This is a genomic window from Hoylesella shahii (genome assembly GCF_937990675.1).
In the GTDB taxonomy this organism is placed as follows: Bacteria; Bacteroidota; Bacteroidia; order Bacteroidales; family Bacteroidaceae; genus Prevotella; species Prevotella shahii.
Genome location: NZ_CALKQY010000032.1, coordinates 36,642 through 54,560 on the forward strand (window position 1 = coordinate 36,642; position 17,919 = coordinate 54,560).

The 17,919-nt window shown below is 47.1% G+C and carries 9 protein-coding genes; 4 read left to right on the forward strand and 5 right to left on the reverse strand.

Going from position 1 to position 17,919, the window contains the following annotated elements:
* Positions 1-147: 147 nt before the first annotated feature.
* The gene (locus QME03_RS05475; protein WP_274947047.1) at positions 148-1,047 is read right to left on the reverse strand and encodes a diaminopimelate dehydrogenase; all 900 of its coding nucleotides are present in this window, start codon (positions 1,045-1,047) and stop codon (positions 148-150) included.
* 407 nt (positions 1,048-1,454) lie between these two features.
* Here QME03_RS05475 and xseA point away from each other — a divergent pair, with 407 nt between their 5' ends.
* Positions 1,455-2,753, forward strand: a complete 1,299-nt coding sequence (gene xseA / locus QME03_RS05480) for an exodeoxyribonuclease VII large subunit (protein WP_281723720.1) — start codon at positions 1,455-1,457, stop codon at positions 2,751-2,753.
* A 144-nt stretch (positions 2,754-2,897) separates the two neighbouring features.
* Complete coding sequence (xseB, locus tag QME03_RS05485; protein WP_025816021.1) at positions 2,898-3,092, forward strand: exodeoxyribonuclease VII small subunit; 195 nt, start codon at positions 2,898-2,900, stop codon at positions 3,090-3,092.
* A 1,108-nt stretch (positions 3,093-4,200) separates the two neighbouring features.
* Here xseB and QME03_RS05490 read toward each other — a convergent pair.
* A complete protein-coding gene (locus tag QME03_RS05490; RefSeq protein ID WP_281723721.1) occupies positions 4,201-5,439 on the reverse strand; it encodes a reverse transcriptase family protein in 1,239 nt (412 codons plus the stop codon).
* A 430-nt stretch (positions 5,440-5,869) separates the two neighbouring features.
* Here QME03_RS05490 and ruvA point away from each other — a divergent pair, with 430 nt between their 5' ends.
* Together ruvA and sov are read left to right on the forward strand one after the other, a co-directional pair.
* Positions 5,870-6,487: a Holliday junction branch migration protein RuvA gene (gene ruvA / locus QME03_RS05495; RefSeq protein ID WP_273113405.1), complete on the forward strand. Its 618-nt coding sequence runs from the start codon at positions 5,870-5,872 to the stop codon at positions 6,485-6,487.
* Positions 6,488-6,532: 45 nt separating this feature from the next.
* Positions 6,533-14,206 (forward strand): T9SS outer membrane translocon Sov/SprA, encoded by a 7,674-nt coding sequence (gene sov, locus QME03_RS05500; RefSeq protein ID WP_281723734.1) that lies wholly within the window; start codon positions 6,533-6,535, stop codon positions 14,204-14,206.
* Between the two features lie 230 nt (positions 14,207-14,436).
* Here sov and QME03_RS05505 read toward each other — a convergent pair whose 3' ends face one another.
* The 3 genes from QME03_RS05505 to rbr form a co-directional block, all read right to left on the reverse strand.
* A complete protein-coding gene (locus QME03_RS05505; protein WP_281723722.1) occupies positions 14,437-14,862 on the reverse strand; it encodes a hypothetical protein in 426 nt (141 codons plus the stop codon).
* A gap of 4 nt (positions 14,863-14,866) precedes the next feature.
* Complete coding sequence (locus QME03_RS05510; RefSeq protein ID WP_281723723.1) at positions 14,867-17,002, reverse strand: Tex family protein; 2,136 nt, start codon at positions 17,000-17,002, stop codon at positions 14,867-14,869.
* Positions 17,003-17,316: 314 nt separating this feature from the next.
* The gene (gene rbr / locus QME03_RS05515) at positions 17,317-17,859 is read right to left on the reverse strand and encodes a rubrerythrin (RefSeq protein WP_281723724.1); all 543 of its coding nucleotides are present in this window, start codon (positions 17,857-17,859) and stop codon (positions 17,317-17,319) included.
* Between the last annotated feature and the right edge of the window lie 60 nt (positions 17,860-17,919).

Genomic DNA, 17,919 nt, shown 5'->3' on the forward strand with positions numbered 1-17,919 from the left:
TAACACGTCCTTTTTATTTTCGATGGGCAAACAAGGCTATTCTTATGAGGTTGCCAAAGATTTGTTGAGGAGCTAAGCACAAATGTATTAGTGGGCGTTAGCCACTTTTTCATCCTCTCACTCTTTCACCTTTTCACCCTTTCACCTTTACACCAAGTGTCCAATCAATTCTTCCCTGTCGCCAGGTAGCATATCAATAACAGGAATTTCAATCATGGTATAGCATCCAGGTTGCAAGCGCATCGAAGCACGTGCCACATTAACCAGTACTTGAGCCGTAAGGGCGGGATTATTGATGCTCATATCGAACGAGAAATGTTGGTTTTGGGTCTTTCCGCTAACGCCTTTGCGCACCAAATGAACGCCATGACCCATGTCGCGAACCTCGTCTACCGACTTCACTGCAAACACATGCGTCTCGTCGTTAGCAAAATATGGATCGGCTTTCACTGCTGTCGTCACCTCTTCAAGGCTAGCACCATCCTCCAGTTCCACATAAACCATTCTGCGATGAATGCCCTCACCCAATGGTATTGTCATCGAAAGCGCATTCTTCACCCCTTTCTTACCACGCACACACACGCTATGTCCCATGCTCATTCCTGGTCCAAAGTTGGTGTAAGTCAATCCCTTTGGCGCCAAGCTTTGCATCAACGTGCGCACAATCGAGTCAGATCCAGGGTCCCATCCTGCCGAAATAACACTCACTCTTCCATGCTCTTTGCACACTGGCATTAGCTCTGCACGATAATCCACAATGCCCGAATGTATGTCGTAACTATCAACCGTGTTAATACCCATAGCCAAATAGCGCTTAGCATATGCGGGACACTCGCGCGTGGGCAAGGCCAAGATGGCCACATCCACATCGCGCAGCTCAGTAATATCGGCCACCACGTCATACCCCTCCAATTCAGCAGGCTTGTCTTTCGCCCCTTGTCGTCTTACAACGCCTGCCACTTCAAAGTCGTTAGCTGCCTCCAACGCCTGCAATGTGTACTGTCCTATATTGCCATAACCCACTACGGCTGCTCTAATCTTTTTCATATACCTGATATTTTTTTTATTGTTATCATCCTGTTTTTGTGCTGCCGTGCCAAGAAAAACAAGTTGCTAGCTTGCTACATCATCATTGCAGCGACCTACAAAAGTAGTGTATTAGAATGAAAAAACGGCAATTCGTGCAACAGAAAAACACCTTGTTTACCCAATTAGTCTCAAAACCCTCGTATTATTTAACCCAAATCAATTCTCTCTTGCATTCCAAACACCTTTTGTTGCGTGCTTGCACATCAGCATTTAGCCCATTTTGCGCCCTATTATTTCACCATTTATTTTGTCACACCCTCCTTTTACCTTAACTTTGCATTATGGTTGTACCTGCATTGCGCGCTATGTGGTTAACACAAAGGCCACAAAAACGCAGACTGCCACTTTATCTCACCTCCAAAAGCATGCACAAAGAAACCCTAACACTGTACGAACTGAGCCAAATGGTGCGCGAAGCGCTCGCCATAACCATGCCCGACGAATATTGGGTAGAGGCCGAAATCTCTGAAATGAGGGAGGTTCGTGGCCATTGCTACATGGAATTGGTGCAGAAAGACATGGCGGGAAACACGCCCGTAGCCAAGGCTTCGGCCAAATGTTGGAAGAACAAATGGGCACTTCTTCGTCCATATTTCGAACGCAACGCCAACCAAATGTTGCGCGCCGGACTGAAAGTTAGGCTCTTGGTGTATGCCGATTTCCACGAAGCTTACGGCTTTTCGTGGATTATAACCAACATCGACCCCACTTTCACTCTAGGCGATATGGCGCGCAAACGGCTCGAAATCGTGCAGATGCTGAAAGAGCAAGGTGTGTTCGACCTGCAAAAAGACTTTCGTCTACCGCTTTTTACCCAGCGTGTGGCCGTTATCTCTAGCGAACAAGCGGCTGGTTACGGCGATTTCTGTCGTCATCTTCACGATAACGACTGGCATTTGCATTTCTCGGTGCAGCTTTTTGCCGCCACCATGCAGGGCGAAGGTGTTGAAAGCAGTGTTATTGCGGCCCTCGATGCCATCAACGAACGCATAAATAGCTTTGATGTGGTGGTCATCATCCGTGGTGGCGGCGCCACCAGCGACCTCAGTGGCTTCGACAGCTTGCCATTGGCCGAGAGTGTGGCCAACTTTCCCCTGCCCATCATCACGGGTATTGGGCACGACCGCGACGAAAGTGTGCTAGACATGGTGGCATTTCTACGGGTAAAAACACCCACAGCTGCTGCTGCCTTGCTGATTGAACACCTAGCAAACACCTTACAACGCATTACCGATGCACAAGAAGAGATGCTACACCTAGTGCAAAGGCGCATGGAATTGGAGCGCGTACGCATGGCACGACTGGCCGAAAAAGTGCCGATGTTGTTTTCGCTGGTGCGCACAAGGCAAGAGAAAAGGTTTGAAAACATGGCGCTGCGCATGCAAAACACCATAACAACCACCTTGCAACGACAAGACTTGCGCCTGCAACGACTCTCAATGGCTTTGCCCACGCATGCCGAACGCTTGCTTACTAAGGCTGCACATCGCCTCGAACTGCTGCAACAAGTCGTCAAATCGCACGACCCATCGCTGTTGCTTGCCAAGGGTTACAGCATCACCACGTGCGGCGGAAAGGTGGTTCGCAACGCCAACAACCTGCAAAAGGGCGATGTTATCGTTACACAACTGCAAAAAGGAAAGGTGAAATCTGTTGTTGAATAAGTTTTTGAGTTTATGAGTTTGGAAGTGAATTAGTAAGTTTGCTTACGCTATAAACCCATTACGCTCAACAACCAATAAGCCTATAAAGCCAAATACCCATAAACTTAACAACTCACACAACTCATAAACTCAAAAACTCAAATTATGGCTAAACAAGAAATGAAATACGAAGAGGCTGTGGCACAACTAGAAGCTATTGTTCGCCGAATGGAAACAGGCGAACTCAACCTCGACTCGCTTGCCGATGAACTGAAAAAGGCTCAGAAACTTATCAAAATGTGCAAAGACAAATTGACTAAGACCGACGAGGAAATAAAGAAAATGCTGGAAGAAGAGTAAATATTGGCTTGCACTAAAGTTTCGTAATTGCTAAATACTTGCATATATCAATATAATTTTAAAACAAAGTTACATATGGTATAATAGAACTGATATTAGCTATCGTTTTAGAAATAACAGGGTTGAACTACACCAACGTTTGCGAAACACCCTCTTATTTTGTATATGCACATCCAATGTTTCATCTGCTACAAGATGTAACCCATTTGGGTTTAATAAAAGAAGGAATTAGTACAACTTCTTTATCGCATTAACACATTTCGCCCTGCACAAAAAAAGCTACATACAGTTGCACACTTGCGACATTAAACACGGTGCAAATATTATACAATCTACATAATTTTGCCAAACCATTCTAGCGAAAATTTCGCCCTAAAACATGCTATTTAGCAGAAAAACCAAGCTTTTAAATTTTATTTTTTGTATAATATTGAGCACAGCAAGGGTAAAATGCACCATTTTGCCTTTCTAGATTATTACCAACTCTCAAATTTGTGTCGCTGCAAAAATGGTATTTTGTAGTTAAAACACCGCTTTTTAAGTCCTATTTTCCTACTAAACATTTCTTTTTTCACTCCTCACAAAGCAGTAAACACAGCATCCGATGTGCAAGATTATACATTTCCACCTGCGTTTTGTAGCATTTTATCTTGCGTTTTGCTGCTAAACGCATTGTGTTTTGCTGCTAAACGCATTGTGTTTTGGTGCTAAATGCATCGCGTTTTGCTGCTAAATGCATCGCGTTTTGCTGCATATAGCACACATTTAGCTGTTATTTGGCCACCATTCTGTATAATTACGCATTTATACACTGCAAATACATTTGCTAAACTCTACAAACGAAGGTCTCTTTTCACCCCCTCAAAACCATCGCGAGAATTGAATATTTGCAACCGAGTGGACAATTGGTGAACGGAGAAGGCACTTTTCGTGTTAAAACCAAAACCGTTTTTTTTACATTTTCAAAACAAAGAGAGATGTTTTACCTTTAACAACGCAAAGATAAGTGCAAGCATAAAGCTCTTGGCTTACAAATCATAGCCAGCCTTGTGCGCCCTAAGCACGTTAAACCACTTGCTTAACGTGCCCTAGAACCAATAAAAAGCCTTTAAACCAACAAATTTAAAGCCAGCAAACCTGCTAATGTAAGCGCCACAAAGACTGCCACAACACCCGCGCAACCCTTTCGTTGCGGTTCGCCAAGATAATCGTTGGTGCTTGAAGTCTCTGGTCTATGCGCGTTAGTGCCATAAGCACCCCTCCTGCGCTTTGGCTTATCCCTTAGCATCAGCTGGTTATACTTGTTCCAAAGTTTAAGGTATGTGGGGTCTGTTTCGCCCTTCACCATTTTCATATAGTTCAGTCGGCCACGCAAAACCGTATACAAGGTGAGATATTCGCCATGCCTCCTTGTCTTACCATGTTGTTCACGATAAGCGCGCAAGGCCGCTTTGGCTGTTTCCCAATAGCCATATCGCTCCCACATATATAACAAGCTGCGTATCTGCCGTGCATATTCGCGCGATACGTTCACCTTATGGCTCACCACAATGCCCGTAACCTGCTGCCTTCTTCCGCGTCGTTGCAGTCGTGTTTTGCGGTCGTTCAGCCTAAATCCGTATTTTTCAACGATGGTAGAAACCTGCAAATAAAAACTTCCCGTGGTGCGAAGTACATCGTTATCGCAGCTAAACGTCATATCATCGGCATATCGTGAGTAGGTTGCCCCTATGCGTTGGGCTGCAGCAGCCAGTTCTTCGTCCATCTTTCTGCACACCATATTCGAAAGTGTTGGCGAAGTGGGAAATCCTTGTGGCAACACATCGCCCACAGGTTCGATAACAGTGCAAAGCCCCGAAAGCAGTTGTGCAGCCTCAGTAGAGCATCTAAGGGGTGCTGCCGTAAGTACATCTTCCACCATTTGCCTGGTGATAGAGGGGAAGAAATCTTTGATATCCACATTCAGGATATACCGTTTGCCAACGTGTAGCTGTGCATTTTGCACCACCGAACGCCCCCTAACAAAACCATAACACCATGGTGTGGGTGGGTTGTACTGCTGTAACAACACATTAAATCCCTGCAACATATGCATCAAACTGTGGTGTGGAGCCACGATAGGTCGCCTTCCGCCATGTTTTTTGTGCATAAAATAGCGTTTCACACGGCGATAGTCGTTACGGGTATCTGCAAAGCAAAGCATTTGGTTGCGCCTGAAATCCGAGGGCACGCCAACATTGCTAGCCAAGGTATTAAGAACATTGGTAAGCTCTTCGGCCGAGTATATGTATTGCAATTGATTGCCAACTAGTGCTTTTAGGTCTACATCCCTATTTACTTGTGCCATGTTACGCAGGGTTATAAAGTAAAAAAAATAGGAATGCCGTAGAAGTTTACTTTATGGTAAATCTCATTAACCATAAACGATACATTGTATCAAACTCTGACGAATACATCAGAAACATTTTCTAAATTTCTTCGGCTATTCCTATACGCAAGCAAAGTTAAGTGTTTTTATTTGCACAACTAGCGACATTATTGATATTTTATCATTTATTCACACTTTACGAATATAGCCTAACTTGCTTACACATGGTGCAAAAAGCCGTAGGCTATAGAGACACAGCATTGAAAAGACATCGCATTTAACCGCCACGACATGCCCTAACCCTCTAAAAAGCAACCTAGAAACCGTTTTTTTAGGTACGCACACAATAATAAGCGCCAACATGCGTTATATATATTCGTACACGTACACACATTTAAATGCATCATTAATGATTGAATATATCAAAGGCGAATTGGCCGAGCTAACCCCGGCCATGGCTGTGATTGAGGCGGCCGGAGTGGGTTATGCCCTCAACATCTCACTAAATACATATAGTGCCATACAAGGCAAAGCACAAATTAAACTGTTTGTTCACGAAGCATTAGTGGCTGGTGGGCGCGACGATTCGTTCACGCTTTATGGCTTTGCCACACGCCAAGAACGCGAACTTTATCGCTTGCTTATCAGCGTTTCGGGCGTTGGAGCTAACTCGGCGCGCATGATTCTATCGGGCATGTCGCCTGCCGAACTGTGCAATGTGATTGCCGCCGGCGACGACAAAATGCTGAAAACAGTTAAAGGCATTGGCGCTAAAACGGCACAACGCATCATCGTTGACCTGAAAGACAAAATTGTGAGCAGCGGGGTGGCACAAGAATTGGCCGTGCCGGCTAACAATAACGCTCCGCTACTCAACTCGCCCGTTAAAGACGAGGCCGTGGGTGCGCTCACGATGCTGGGATTTGCGCCCGCCGCGTCGGCTAAAGTGGTGGTCGAGATATTGAAAGAACAACCCGAACTGCCTGTTGAACAAGTGGTGAAAGCGGCGTTGAAAATGATTAAATGACCCTTTTAAGGCGTGCTGAGAAATAAAAAAACAAAAAGATTGTGGATGGTGTTGCTCGTTATTTGCTTGACGGGCTATGCCCTCGCCTTGCCCTTTGCGCAAGACGATAGGGGCAGAAGGACTGTTAAGCGCGCTCAAAGAAACTCCAACGCTACAATCAACACGCCCAACACCACCCCTCGCCCTCAGCAACAACGCCCAGCTAGCCCTAACAAACCTCAACCCGAGGACTCTTTGCTGGTGATTGACAACGAAGACGAAAGCGCCAGCAACACCAGCAACACACAAGCTAAACCGCTAACGCCCATTTGGCGCGTTCAACCCACCACACCCACCACTTATGCCGACCTTTGGCAAAACGCCATGGACCTAAAACGTCCCGACAACATGAAGTTGGGCATTGAATATAACGACACACTCGACAGTTATTTGCTGGGCACTAAATGGGGCAGAAACTATCTTGGTACGCCTATCATGATGACGCCCCAAGAATATCGCCGTTGGAGCGAACGACAAGCACGCAATAGCTATTTTAGAAAGAAAAACGACGAGGTGTTTAAAGCCAAGGGCAAAGAGAAATTCGACTTCACCGACTTGCATTTCGACTTAGGACCGGCCGAAAAGATTTTCGGACCGGGAGGCGTGCGCATCAAAACGCAAGGCTCGGCCGAAATACGCTTTGGCGCTACGCTTAAAGACATCGACAATCCCTCTATTCCTATCAGGAACAGAAAAACCACAACCATGAATTTTGATGAAAAAATCAACATCAACATGAATGGAAAGGTGGGAGACAAGGTGAACATGAACCTGAATTACAACACTGATGCTACGTTCGACTTTGATGCGCAGAGCCTTAAACTGAAATACGATGGCAAGGAAGACGAGATAATCAAACTGGTGGAAGCTGGAAATGTGGGCTTCCCCTCTAACTCGTCGCTGGTGAAAGGCGCCAGTTCGCTCTTCGGAATACGCACCGACTTGCAGTTTGGACGCTTAAAAATGCAAGTTGTTGCCTCGCAAAAAAAATCGTCGTCTAAGAGTGTTTCGTCGCGTGGAGGCATGCAATTAACTCCCTTCGAGATAGATGCAGCCAACTACGAAGAAAATCGCCACTTCTTTCTTTCGCACTATTTCCGCGATAAATATGATGAATGGATGGGCACATTGCCCACCATCAAAAGTGGCATCAGTATCAATCGCGTGGAAGTGTGGGTTACAAACAAAACGGGAACAACCACTAACACGCGCAACATCGTGGCCCTTACCGACCTTGGTGAGGTGAGTCACATCGCCAATCCGCTGTGGAGTGCTTCGGGATTGGTGCCAGCCAACAATGCCAATAGCGAATATCCCGCCATGGTTAGCACCTATGTGGCAGCTAGAGACATCGACAACACATCAAGCACTCTCGACGCTATAGCAGGCTTTGTGGGTGGAAACGACTACGAGAAACTGCAAAACGCTCGTTTGTTGCAACCGTCGGAATACACCGTAAATACCACCATGGGCTACATTTCGCTAAAACTGGGCTTGCAAACCGACCAGGTTTTGGCCGTGGCCTACGAATATACCTACGGCGGAAACACCTATCAGGTGGGCGAATTTGCTGCAGATAACACCGACACCAGTCAGGCTCTCTTTGTGAAATCGCTGAAAAACACCAGCAACAACCCACGACAAGGCAACTGGCACTTGATGATGAAAAACGTGTATTACTTGGCCACCTCGGTAGAACGCGAACGCTTCAGGCTAGATATTAAGTATCAAAGCGACACAACTGGTGTTTATCTCACTTATATACCCGAACAACAAGTGAAAGACCAACCCTTGGTAAGAGTGATGGGCGCCGACCGTCTTGACAACAACAATAACCTGCATGCTAACGGCTATTTCGACTTTGTGGAAGGCTACACCGTGAGCAACGGACGCGTGTTCTTACCCAAGACAGAGCCATTTGGTAAATACCTTTACACTTACTTGCGGTCTAAAGGTGTGACAGATGCCGTTGCGCGCACCTACAACTACAGTCAGCTGTACGACTCGACCAAGACCATCGCCAAACAAATTGCCGAGAAAAACAAGTTTATCCTTACAGGACAGTATCGCGGTACCAACGCCAATGTTATCTCGCTTGGCGCCTACAACGTGCCACAAGGGTCGGTGGTGGTTACGGCTGGTGGCGTAAGACTTAACGAAGGCGTGGATTATAGCGTGGATTATTATGCTGGCGAAGTAACCATACTCAACCAAAGCATTCTTGACGCTGGCACAGCAGTGAACGTTTCGCTAGAAAGCAACACCGACTATGGCCAACAACGCAAAACAATGTTTGGCCTTAACTGGGAATATAACTTCTCGAAAGACTTGCAAATGAGCGGAACAGTGCAGCACCTCACCGAACAAGCACTCACCACCAAGGTGAATATGGGCGCCGAACCGCTGAACAACACCTTGTGGGGACTGAACCTTAATTGGAAAAAAGAAAGTCAGTGGCTCACAAACTTGCTCGACAAAATACCCTTCTTGCACGTTAGTCAGCCCTCGCAAATAAGTTTCACAGGCGAGTTTGCCCACCTCATTGCTGGTCGTAACAAGGGAACTCAAGACAATGCATCCTATCTAGACGACTTTGAGACAACCAAAAGCTCGATAGACGTTAGTTCGCCCACATCGTGGACCTTATCTAGCACGCCCTCAATGTTTCCCGAACACGATGATAAAACCACGCTAGGCAGCGGTTTTAACCGAAGTTTATTGGCTTGGTACACCATCGACCCTTTGTTTACACGCAGAAGTAGCTCGCTAACACCATCGCATATCAAAGGCGATTTGCAACAACTCTCTAATCACTATGTGCGCGAAGTGCCAGTAAGAGAACTGTTTCCCAAGCGCGACCAAAACAATTATGGCGGCGTTTCAACTCTCTCGGTGCTCAACCTGGCCTTCTATCCCAACGAAAGAGGACCGTATAACTTCAATCCTAACCTTAATACCGACGGAACACTAGACAATCCCCACACACGTTGGGGAGGAATGATGCGCCGACTAGACAACAACGACTTTGAAGCAGCCAACATCGAATACATCGAATTTTGGATGCTCGACCCCTTTATCTACACCAACCGTCTGCCTAACGCTAGCGATTATGGTGGCGACTTCTACCTAAACCTAGGCGAAGTGAGCGAGGATGTGCTGCACGATGGTAAAAAATTCTATGAAAGCGGCATGCCTGTAGATGGTTCGCAAAGCTTTGTAACCACACAATGGGGTAAAATTCCCACTCAAGCCACCACAACTTACGCCTTTGCTACGTCGAGTGGCGCAAGAGCCTTACAAGATGTTGGGTTTAACGGATTAAATGATAACGAGGAGCGTTCGTTCCCCGCTTATCAATCGTTTCTTAACGCTGTGCGAGGCAATGTGAGTGCAGCAGTGTTCGACTCGATAAAAGCCGACCCCGCCAACGATAACTATCATTACTTCCGCGGGTCGGACTACGATCGCGCCGAACGCTCCATCCTTCAACGATACAAACGTATTAACAACCCGCAAGGAAACTCGCCCGACAGCGACCAACGAAGCGAAAGCTACGACACATCTTATAAAGTGACGCCCGATGTTGAAGACATCAACCAAGACTATACACTCAACGAATACGAGAAATATTACCAATACCACGTGTCGTTGCGCCCTGGAGACATGGTGGTGGGCCGCAATTTCATCGTTGACAAACGCGAAGCATCAGCCTCATTGCGCAATGGCAGCAACGAAAACGTAACCTGGTACCAATTTAGAATACCGCTTCACGAGTACGAAAAACGCTTCGGAGCCATCGCCGACTTCTCTAGCATTCGGTTTATGCGCATGTTCCTAACGGGCTTTAAACATCCCATCGTGCTGCGTTTTGGTTCGCTCGACCTGGTTAGAGGCGAGTGGCGAAGCTATCAACAAAACCTTAGCAACACGGCTGCACAAACAGGTAAGATGGCTGTGAGCGCCGTTAGCTACGAAGAAAACAGCGACAAAACACCCGTTAACTATATCCTTCCGCCTGGAATAGAACGCGGAGCCGACCCCAACCAGCCGCAAATGGTGGAAAACAATGAGCAAGCACTAAGCCTTGTTGTGGACAATCTAAGTCAGGGCGAAGCGAAAGCCGTGTACAAAAACACCACTATCGACCTGCGCCAATACCGTCGCTTGCAGATGTTTGTGCATGCCAATGCCCTTGAACCCAACGCCACGGCGCTGGCTAATGGCGAACTGTCGGTGTTTATCAGATTGGGTAGCGACTACAAAAGCAATTTTTATGAATACGACATTCCGCTATCGCTCACACCAGCACGCCGTTATAACGACCGCTCGTGGGCCGATAGTCGCGACGTTTGGCCCGAAGAAAACATGCTGGATGTGGCTCTCGACGTGTTTACCAACCTGAAAAAGGCACGCAACAAGGCGCGTGCCACGGGGCTGGCATCCTACACTTCGCTTTATAGTGCCTACGATACAGACCGTCCAAAAAACAAAATTAGCATCCTGGGTAACCCCACATTGGGTGAAGTAAAAACCATAATCATCGGCGTGCGCAACAATGCGGCATCGCAAAAAAGTGGCGAAGTGTGGGTAAACGAATTGCGACTAAAGGAATATGACAACGAAGGAGGATGGGCTGCACAAGGAAATCTCAACGTGCAACTATCAGATTTTGGAACGCTTAACCTGCAAGGACAATATATCACAGAGGGTTTTGGCGGACTGGAAGACGGTGTTGCCCAACGCGCTAAAGACAATTTTAAATCGTACAGCTTAACAACAAGTTTGGAACTAGGCAAGTTCTTCTCCGAAAAAGCAAATGTTTCGGCTCCTCTTTACTATTCGCGAACACAAGAAGAAACGACGCCTAAGTACAATCCGCTTGACACCGACCTGCGTTTTAAAGACGCTATTGAGGCTGCAAACCGACAAGAACGCGACTCGATAAAAAGCATTGCTGTGCGCCGAACCACCAATACTAACTTCTCTTTGTCGAATGTTCGTATCGGCATACAAAACAAACGCCACCCCATGCCCTACGACCCGGCAAACTTTTCGTTCTCGTATAGCAACTCATCACGATTAACAAGCGGCGAGACTACGGTGTACGAACGCGAAAACAACTGGCGAGCATCACTGGCTTATAACTGGACTCCTGTGTATAAACCCTTCGAACCGTTTAAGAATATTAAAAGCAAAAGCAAATGGCTAGACCTACTTAAACGCTTTGGGCTTAACTGGCTACCTCAAAATGTGGCGTTTAACTCGGACCTCAACCGCAACTATTACGAGCTGCAAGAGCGCGATATGGAAAGCGATGGGCACGAAAGATTGCCGCTTACCTTTAATTCGCAATTCCTTTGGAACCGCGATTTCTCTATTCGTTGGGACCTAACGCGCAACCTACATGCCAACTTCCAGAGTGCTACGCATGCCGAAGTGGAACAGCCTTACACGCCTGTAAACAAAGATTTATATGCCGAACGCTACCAGGCTTGGAAAGACTCGGTGTGGAACAGCATCAGAAGCATGGGCACACCGCTCGACTATAGTCAGCAGTTCACGCTCTCTTATCAACCACCAATCAACCTCTTGCCCATCTTTAACTGGGTGAACACCGACCTAACTTATAACTCCACCTACCGTTGGGTGCGTGGAACGCAGTTGGAAGACGGCTCTTCGCTGGGCAATACCATCGCCAATAACCGCGACTTAAACATCAACGCCAACTTCGACTTGGTGCGTTTCTACAACAATATTCCTTTCTTAAAGAAAGCCAACGAACGCTTTAACCGCGAAAATAACATGGCCGAACAAGATAAAAAACGCGAGGAAAAGCGAGCCGAACAACGCAAAAAAGCGCAGGAACGAAAGGCACTACAAGCGCGAATGAAGGAAAAAGGCATTACGCCCGATGCTCAAAAAACTGAAAATAACGAGGCCTTGGCACAACAACAGCGCAATAACTTGCCTAGAAACCGAAACAGTTTTGAGCAAGAAATTACGCTCATGCCCGACACCGCTATCACCATCAGCCATAACAAACACAGCAAACGACTCACCGTTTTGGCACGAACCGAAGATGGGAAACGCTTCCCACTGAAGTTTAAAACCAATGGCGAGAACAGCATTCGTATCCTTACGAAGGTGGACTCGGCACTTAAACTTAAACTTACTGTTACGCCACGACAACCCTTAGAGAAACAAGTGTGGTACGAAACGGCGCAATCGGTGGCACGTGTGCTGATGATGGTGCGCAATGTTAGCCTGTCTTACCGCAACCAATATGCCATGTCGCTGCCTGGTTTTATGCCTCGCATCGGCGACGCATTCGGTCAAACGCGCCTTCCTTCATCGCTTTCTCCAGGTTTAGACTTTGCTTTCGGACTCACAGACGATGATTATATCGGCAAGGCACGCGACCTAGGATGGCTGCTTAACAACGACTCTATTGCCACACCTGCAACAACCACTAAGACCGAAGACTTGCAATTGCGCATGACACTTGAGCCCGTGCGCAACCTGAAGATAGACTTGAACGCGTCGCGAATGCAAACCACGGCCCGTAACATTCAGTATATGTATGCCGGTACGCCTACAACGCAGAATGGAACGTTTATGATGACCACCATATCTATACGTAGCGCCTTCGAAGGAATGGGCTCGGCTGCCGATGGTTATCGTAGTGCATCGTTCGAAAGATTTTGCGATGCACTCGACTTATTCCGTACTCGCGTGCAAGCACAATACGAAGGGGTGCGCTATCCTGCTGGAACATCAATGCACGGAGCTGTGTTTAACGTGGCCAATGGCGATGTTGACCAGTATGGTTCGGATGTGATGATACCCGCATTCCTCAACACTTACACGGCCATGGGTGGTTCGTCGCTCAACATTTTCCCCACACTGGCACGCCTTTTGCCCAACTGGAATCTGCGTTATAGCGGACTGGGCAAGCTGCCTTGGTTTCGCGAGCACTTTAAAAGCGTGAACATCAACCACGGATATAAAAGTATTTACGCCGTTGGCGCATACGCCTCATACAACACTTTTGTGGAATACATGGACGGACTGGGCTTTATCAGCGACGTAACAACAGGAAATCCGCTGCCACGAAGTATGTTTAATGTGGCTAATGTGAGCATCAACGAGGCGTTCTCGCCTTTGCTGGGCGTGGATGTCACGTTCAACAACAACCTCACAGCTAAGGTGGAATACCGCTCAACACGTGTGCTTAATCTCAGTATGACCAGTGTTCAGATTAACGAAGCCGTGAGTAGAGACTGGGTTGCAGGCATGAGTTATCGCATTAACAACTTCAAATTCTTTGGATTAACGGCCTCACGCGCTAAGAAATCAAAGAACAAACGCTCCGATGCCAACAACAACGCTAGTGAGAACAATTCGAGAGGCAACACCAACCACGACTTGAACATGCGACTCGACTTAAGTTATCGCCAACAAGCGAGCATTAGCCGAGACATCGCCAGCAGAACAAGTACTGCCAGCAGTGGAAATAAAGCGTTTAAGATGAGTTTTTCGGCTGATTATACCCTATCGCGACTGCTCACTATGAGCTTTTATTACGACAGACAGACCAACACGCCCTTGCTAAGTAGCAATAGTTACCCCACAACTACGCAAGATTTTGGGCTAAGTCTCAAGTTCTCGCTCACCCGATAGACGCCTTTGAGGCATCAAGAGTTTGGTTGGCCTTGCACTATGAAGCTAAAACGCAGTTTGCAAAAGCGCAGCAAACCTTACATACAACAAAAAAAGGCAGAAAAGTGGATGTCGCAAGAACAAACGTTGAGATAAAATAACCCCCAAAGAGGGCACTAACCAACCAGCACTTGCATCCACCTTTCTGCCTTTTCGCCCCAAAGCGGGCAACGAGGGCTAAAAGTTTGCTCTTAATTCTTCTTCACTTTAAATTGCATCACCTTAGGAAGTTTCACCCATTTGCGGTCTACCACTATTTTAATATGGCTGCCTTCCCCTTGTTTTAGCGTAAAAATGCTATCATTATCTTTCTCCAATTTAGCTTCCAAGTCTTCGCTACCATAGTCGTTAATGATAGCAAGTTTTGCCTCATTGTCTTTATTAAGCTTCGCATCGGTGATTAGCCACAGCCGCGTGTCGCGCTTAGAGCCAAGATATCCTGGCAATTTACCAAAGAGTTCCTGACCACGGGGCAACACATCATTATCATAAAAGTTGATGCGAAGATACACTTGGTACTCTTCGTTATACAAATAACCCTTGAAACTCTGCTGTTGCTGACCGTAGCCAACTAGCGAAAACAGCGCCATTAGCATGGAAATAAACAACTTTTTCATCACATCACACTCCTTTCATCGTCAAAGATATACGGTTACGTTTGATGTCTACCTCAACAACCTTCACTTGAACATGCTGATGAAGCTTCACCACTTCAGCCGGGTCGGCAACAAAACGATTGGCCAACTGCGACACATGCACCAATCCGTCTTGATGAACACCCACATCAACAAAGGCACCGAACTTGGTGATATTGGTAACAATACCTGGCAAAAGCATGCCCGGAACCAGGTCGGCAACGGTATGCACACGCTCGTCGAAGGCAAATTCTTCGAGGTCTTCACGTGGGTCGCGCCCTGGTTTCTCTAGTTCGGCCACAATATCATTGAGTGTAGGCATGCCCACTTCGGCCGTTACGTATTTCTCTAGCGGTATTTGCCTAATCTTTTCGTTGCTTCCGATAAGCTCGCCCACCGAGCAACCCAAGTCTTTAGCCATATTTTCCACCACGGCATAACGCTCTGGGTGTACCGCACTGTTGTCTAAAGGGTTTTTAGCACCATCAACACGCAAAAAACCTGCACACTGTTCGAAGGCTGCCGGACCCAATCGGGGCACCTTTTTTAATTGTGCACGCGAGGTGAATGCTCCATTTTCGCGGCGATAATCCACAATATTCTTGGCCAAAGTGGGGCCCAATCCGCTGATATAAGTAAGCAGATGCAGGCTAGCAGTGTTTACATTAACCCCCACAAGGTTAACACAACTTTCCACAGTGGTGTCCAAACTCTTCTTCAATTTAGTTTGATCCACATCGTGTTGATATTGTCCCACGCCGATACTCTTGGGGTCAATCTTCACCAATTCGGCCAGTGGGTCCATCAATCGCCTACCAATCGACACCGCACCGCGCACCGTTACATCCTCATCAGGAAACTCGTCGCGAGCCGTTTTAGATGCCGAATACACCGAAGCACCATCTTCGCTCACCACATACACGGGTATTCTGGGGTGCGCATCGTTGCCCGCAAGGCGCAAGATATCTGCTGTTTCGCGACTAGCAGTGCCATTACCCACGGCAATAGCCTCTACTTTAAAGCGACCAGCAATCTTTTCGAACTCCATTTTGGCCGCATGCTCATTGCCACGAGGCGTAAAGGGATACACAACATCATGATAAAGCAAGTTGCCTTGTGCGTCTAAGCACACCACTTTGCAGCCCGTGCGTATGCCAGGGTCAACACCCATCACGCGTTTTTGGCCCAACGGCGCGGCTAGAAGCAGCTGACGCAAGTTGAGCGAGAACACACCGATGGCCTCTTCGTCGGCTTTTTCCTTGCTAGCCGCCGCAAATTCGTTTTCCACCGAGGGTTCAATCAGTCGTTTATAAGCATCGGCCACAGCCTCTTCCACCAACTTTGCGCAAGCGCCACGGCCTTTAACATAATGGCGTTGCAAGCGTTCGGTGGTTTCTTCGCCGTCGATTGTGATGTTCACCCGCAGAAATCCCTCGCTTTCGCCACGTCTCATAGCCAGTAAACGATTGCCATTGCATCGCCGAAGTGGTTCAGAAAAGTCGAAATAGTCGGTATATTTTTGCGCCCCTTCCTCGTCTTTCTTCGCGGCAATCACCTTCGACGAGATGATGGCTTCGCGTTTAAAGGCGTTGCGCACTTGTTGTCGGGTTTGTTCGTTTTCACTAATGGTTTCGGCAATGATGTCTTGCGCGCCCTTAATGGCGGCATCAACATCTTTTACCTCGCCTTTAACGTAGGCTCGTGCCACGTTTTCGGGGTTGGGTTCGCGTTGCAACAAGATGATTTGCGCCAAGGGTTCTAGCCCCTGTTGGCGTGCCACCTGCGCGCGAGTACGGCGTTTGGGCTTATAAGGCAAGTATATATCTTCGAGCGTAGTGCTGTCCCATGTGTTGTCAATACGACCTTTCAGCTCGGGCGTAAGCTTGCCCTGCTCGTCAATTGTTTTGCAAATGGTTTCCTTACGCTTTGCAAGTTCGGTGAGTTTGTCTTTCCATTGGCTGATATTAGCAATCTGCACCTCGTCCAGTCCGCCGGTTTTCTCTTTACGATAACGGCTGATAAAGGGTATAGTGCAACCCTCATCGAGTAGTGCGAGGGTGTTAGCCACCTTTGTTTGGTTAAGTTCAAGGCTCGTGGCGATGATATTTGCGTATTCGTTCATAAATGCAAAGATACAAAAAAACGCTGTCCGCGTAAAGTTGGACAGCGTTTTTTATAAAATTTAGTTCAGGGGAAAAAGACTTCTCTAAGATGTTAAGGGCCTCTTTAAAGGGATCAAGCGCGATGGTTTTAGACCAAAAGCGGCATTGGTTTACTCGGCTAGAAGAATTGATAAGAAAGACCCAAACAACAAGAAGGGCAGTGAAAACTTGTTGGCCTAGCCATTTTTTAAATGAACATGTTTACCAATTAACGAGTAGACTAGTTAACAAGCACAGCCAACCTTCACCTTTTCATCCTTTCAATCTTTCTCCTTTAGAAGTTTTCTGCCTTCAGTTCAAAGAAAGCTTGGGGATGCAAGCAAACGGGACACACCTGCGGAGCTTTCTTTCCAACTACCACATGACCGCAATTGCGGCATACCCAGATGCAATCGCCATCGCGCGAGAACACCAAAGCGTCTTCAATGTTCTTCAAAAGCTTGCGATAACGTGCCTCGTGCGTCTTCTCAATCTCGCCAACCTTTCTAAATTTGATGGCAATTTCTTTAAAACCTTCTTCTTCGGCCTCTTTAGCCATACGCTCATACATGTCGGTCCACTCGTAGTTTTCGCCTTCGGCGGCAATCTTCAAGTTCTCGCTGGTGTTGCCAATCTCGCCGCCATGCAGGTACTTATACCACAGTTCGGCATGTTCTTTCTCGTTGTGAGCCGTCTCTTCAAAGATGGCAGCAATCTGTTCGAAACCATCTTTCCTTGCTTTCGAAGCAAAGAAAGTGTATTTGTTGCGGGCCATACTTTCGCCAGCAAACGCCTCTTGCAGGTTTTTCTCAGTCTTTGTTCCTTTTAACTCTTTCATAATGTTCTTGTTTTTGTATAAATTCTTTGTATAATTTCGTCGGCCTTACGCCGTTCTTAA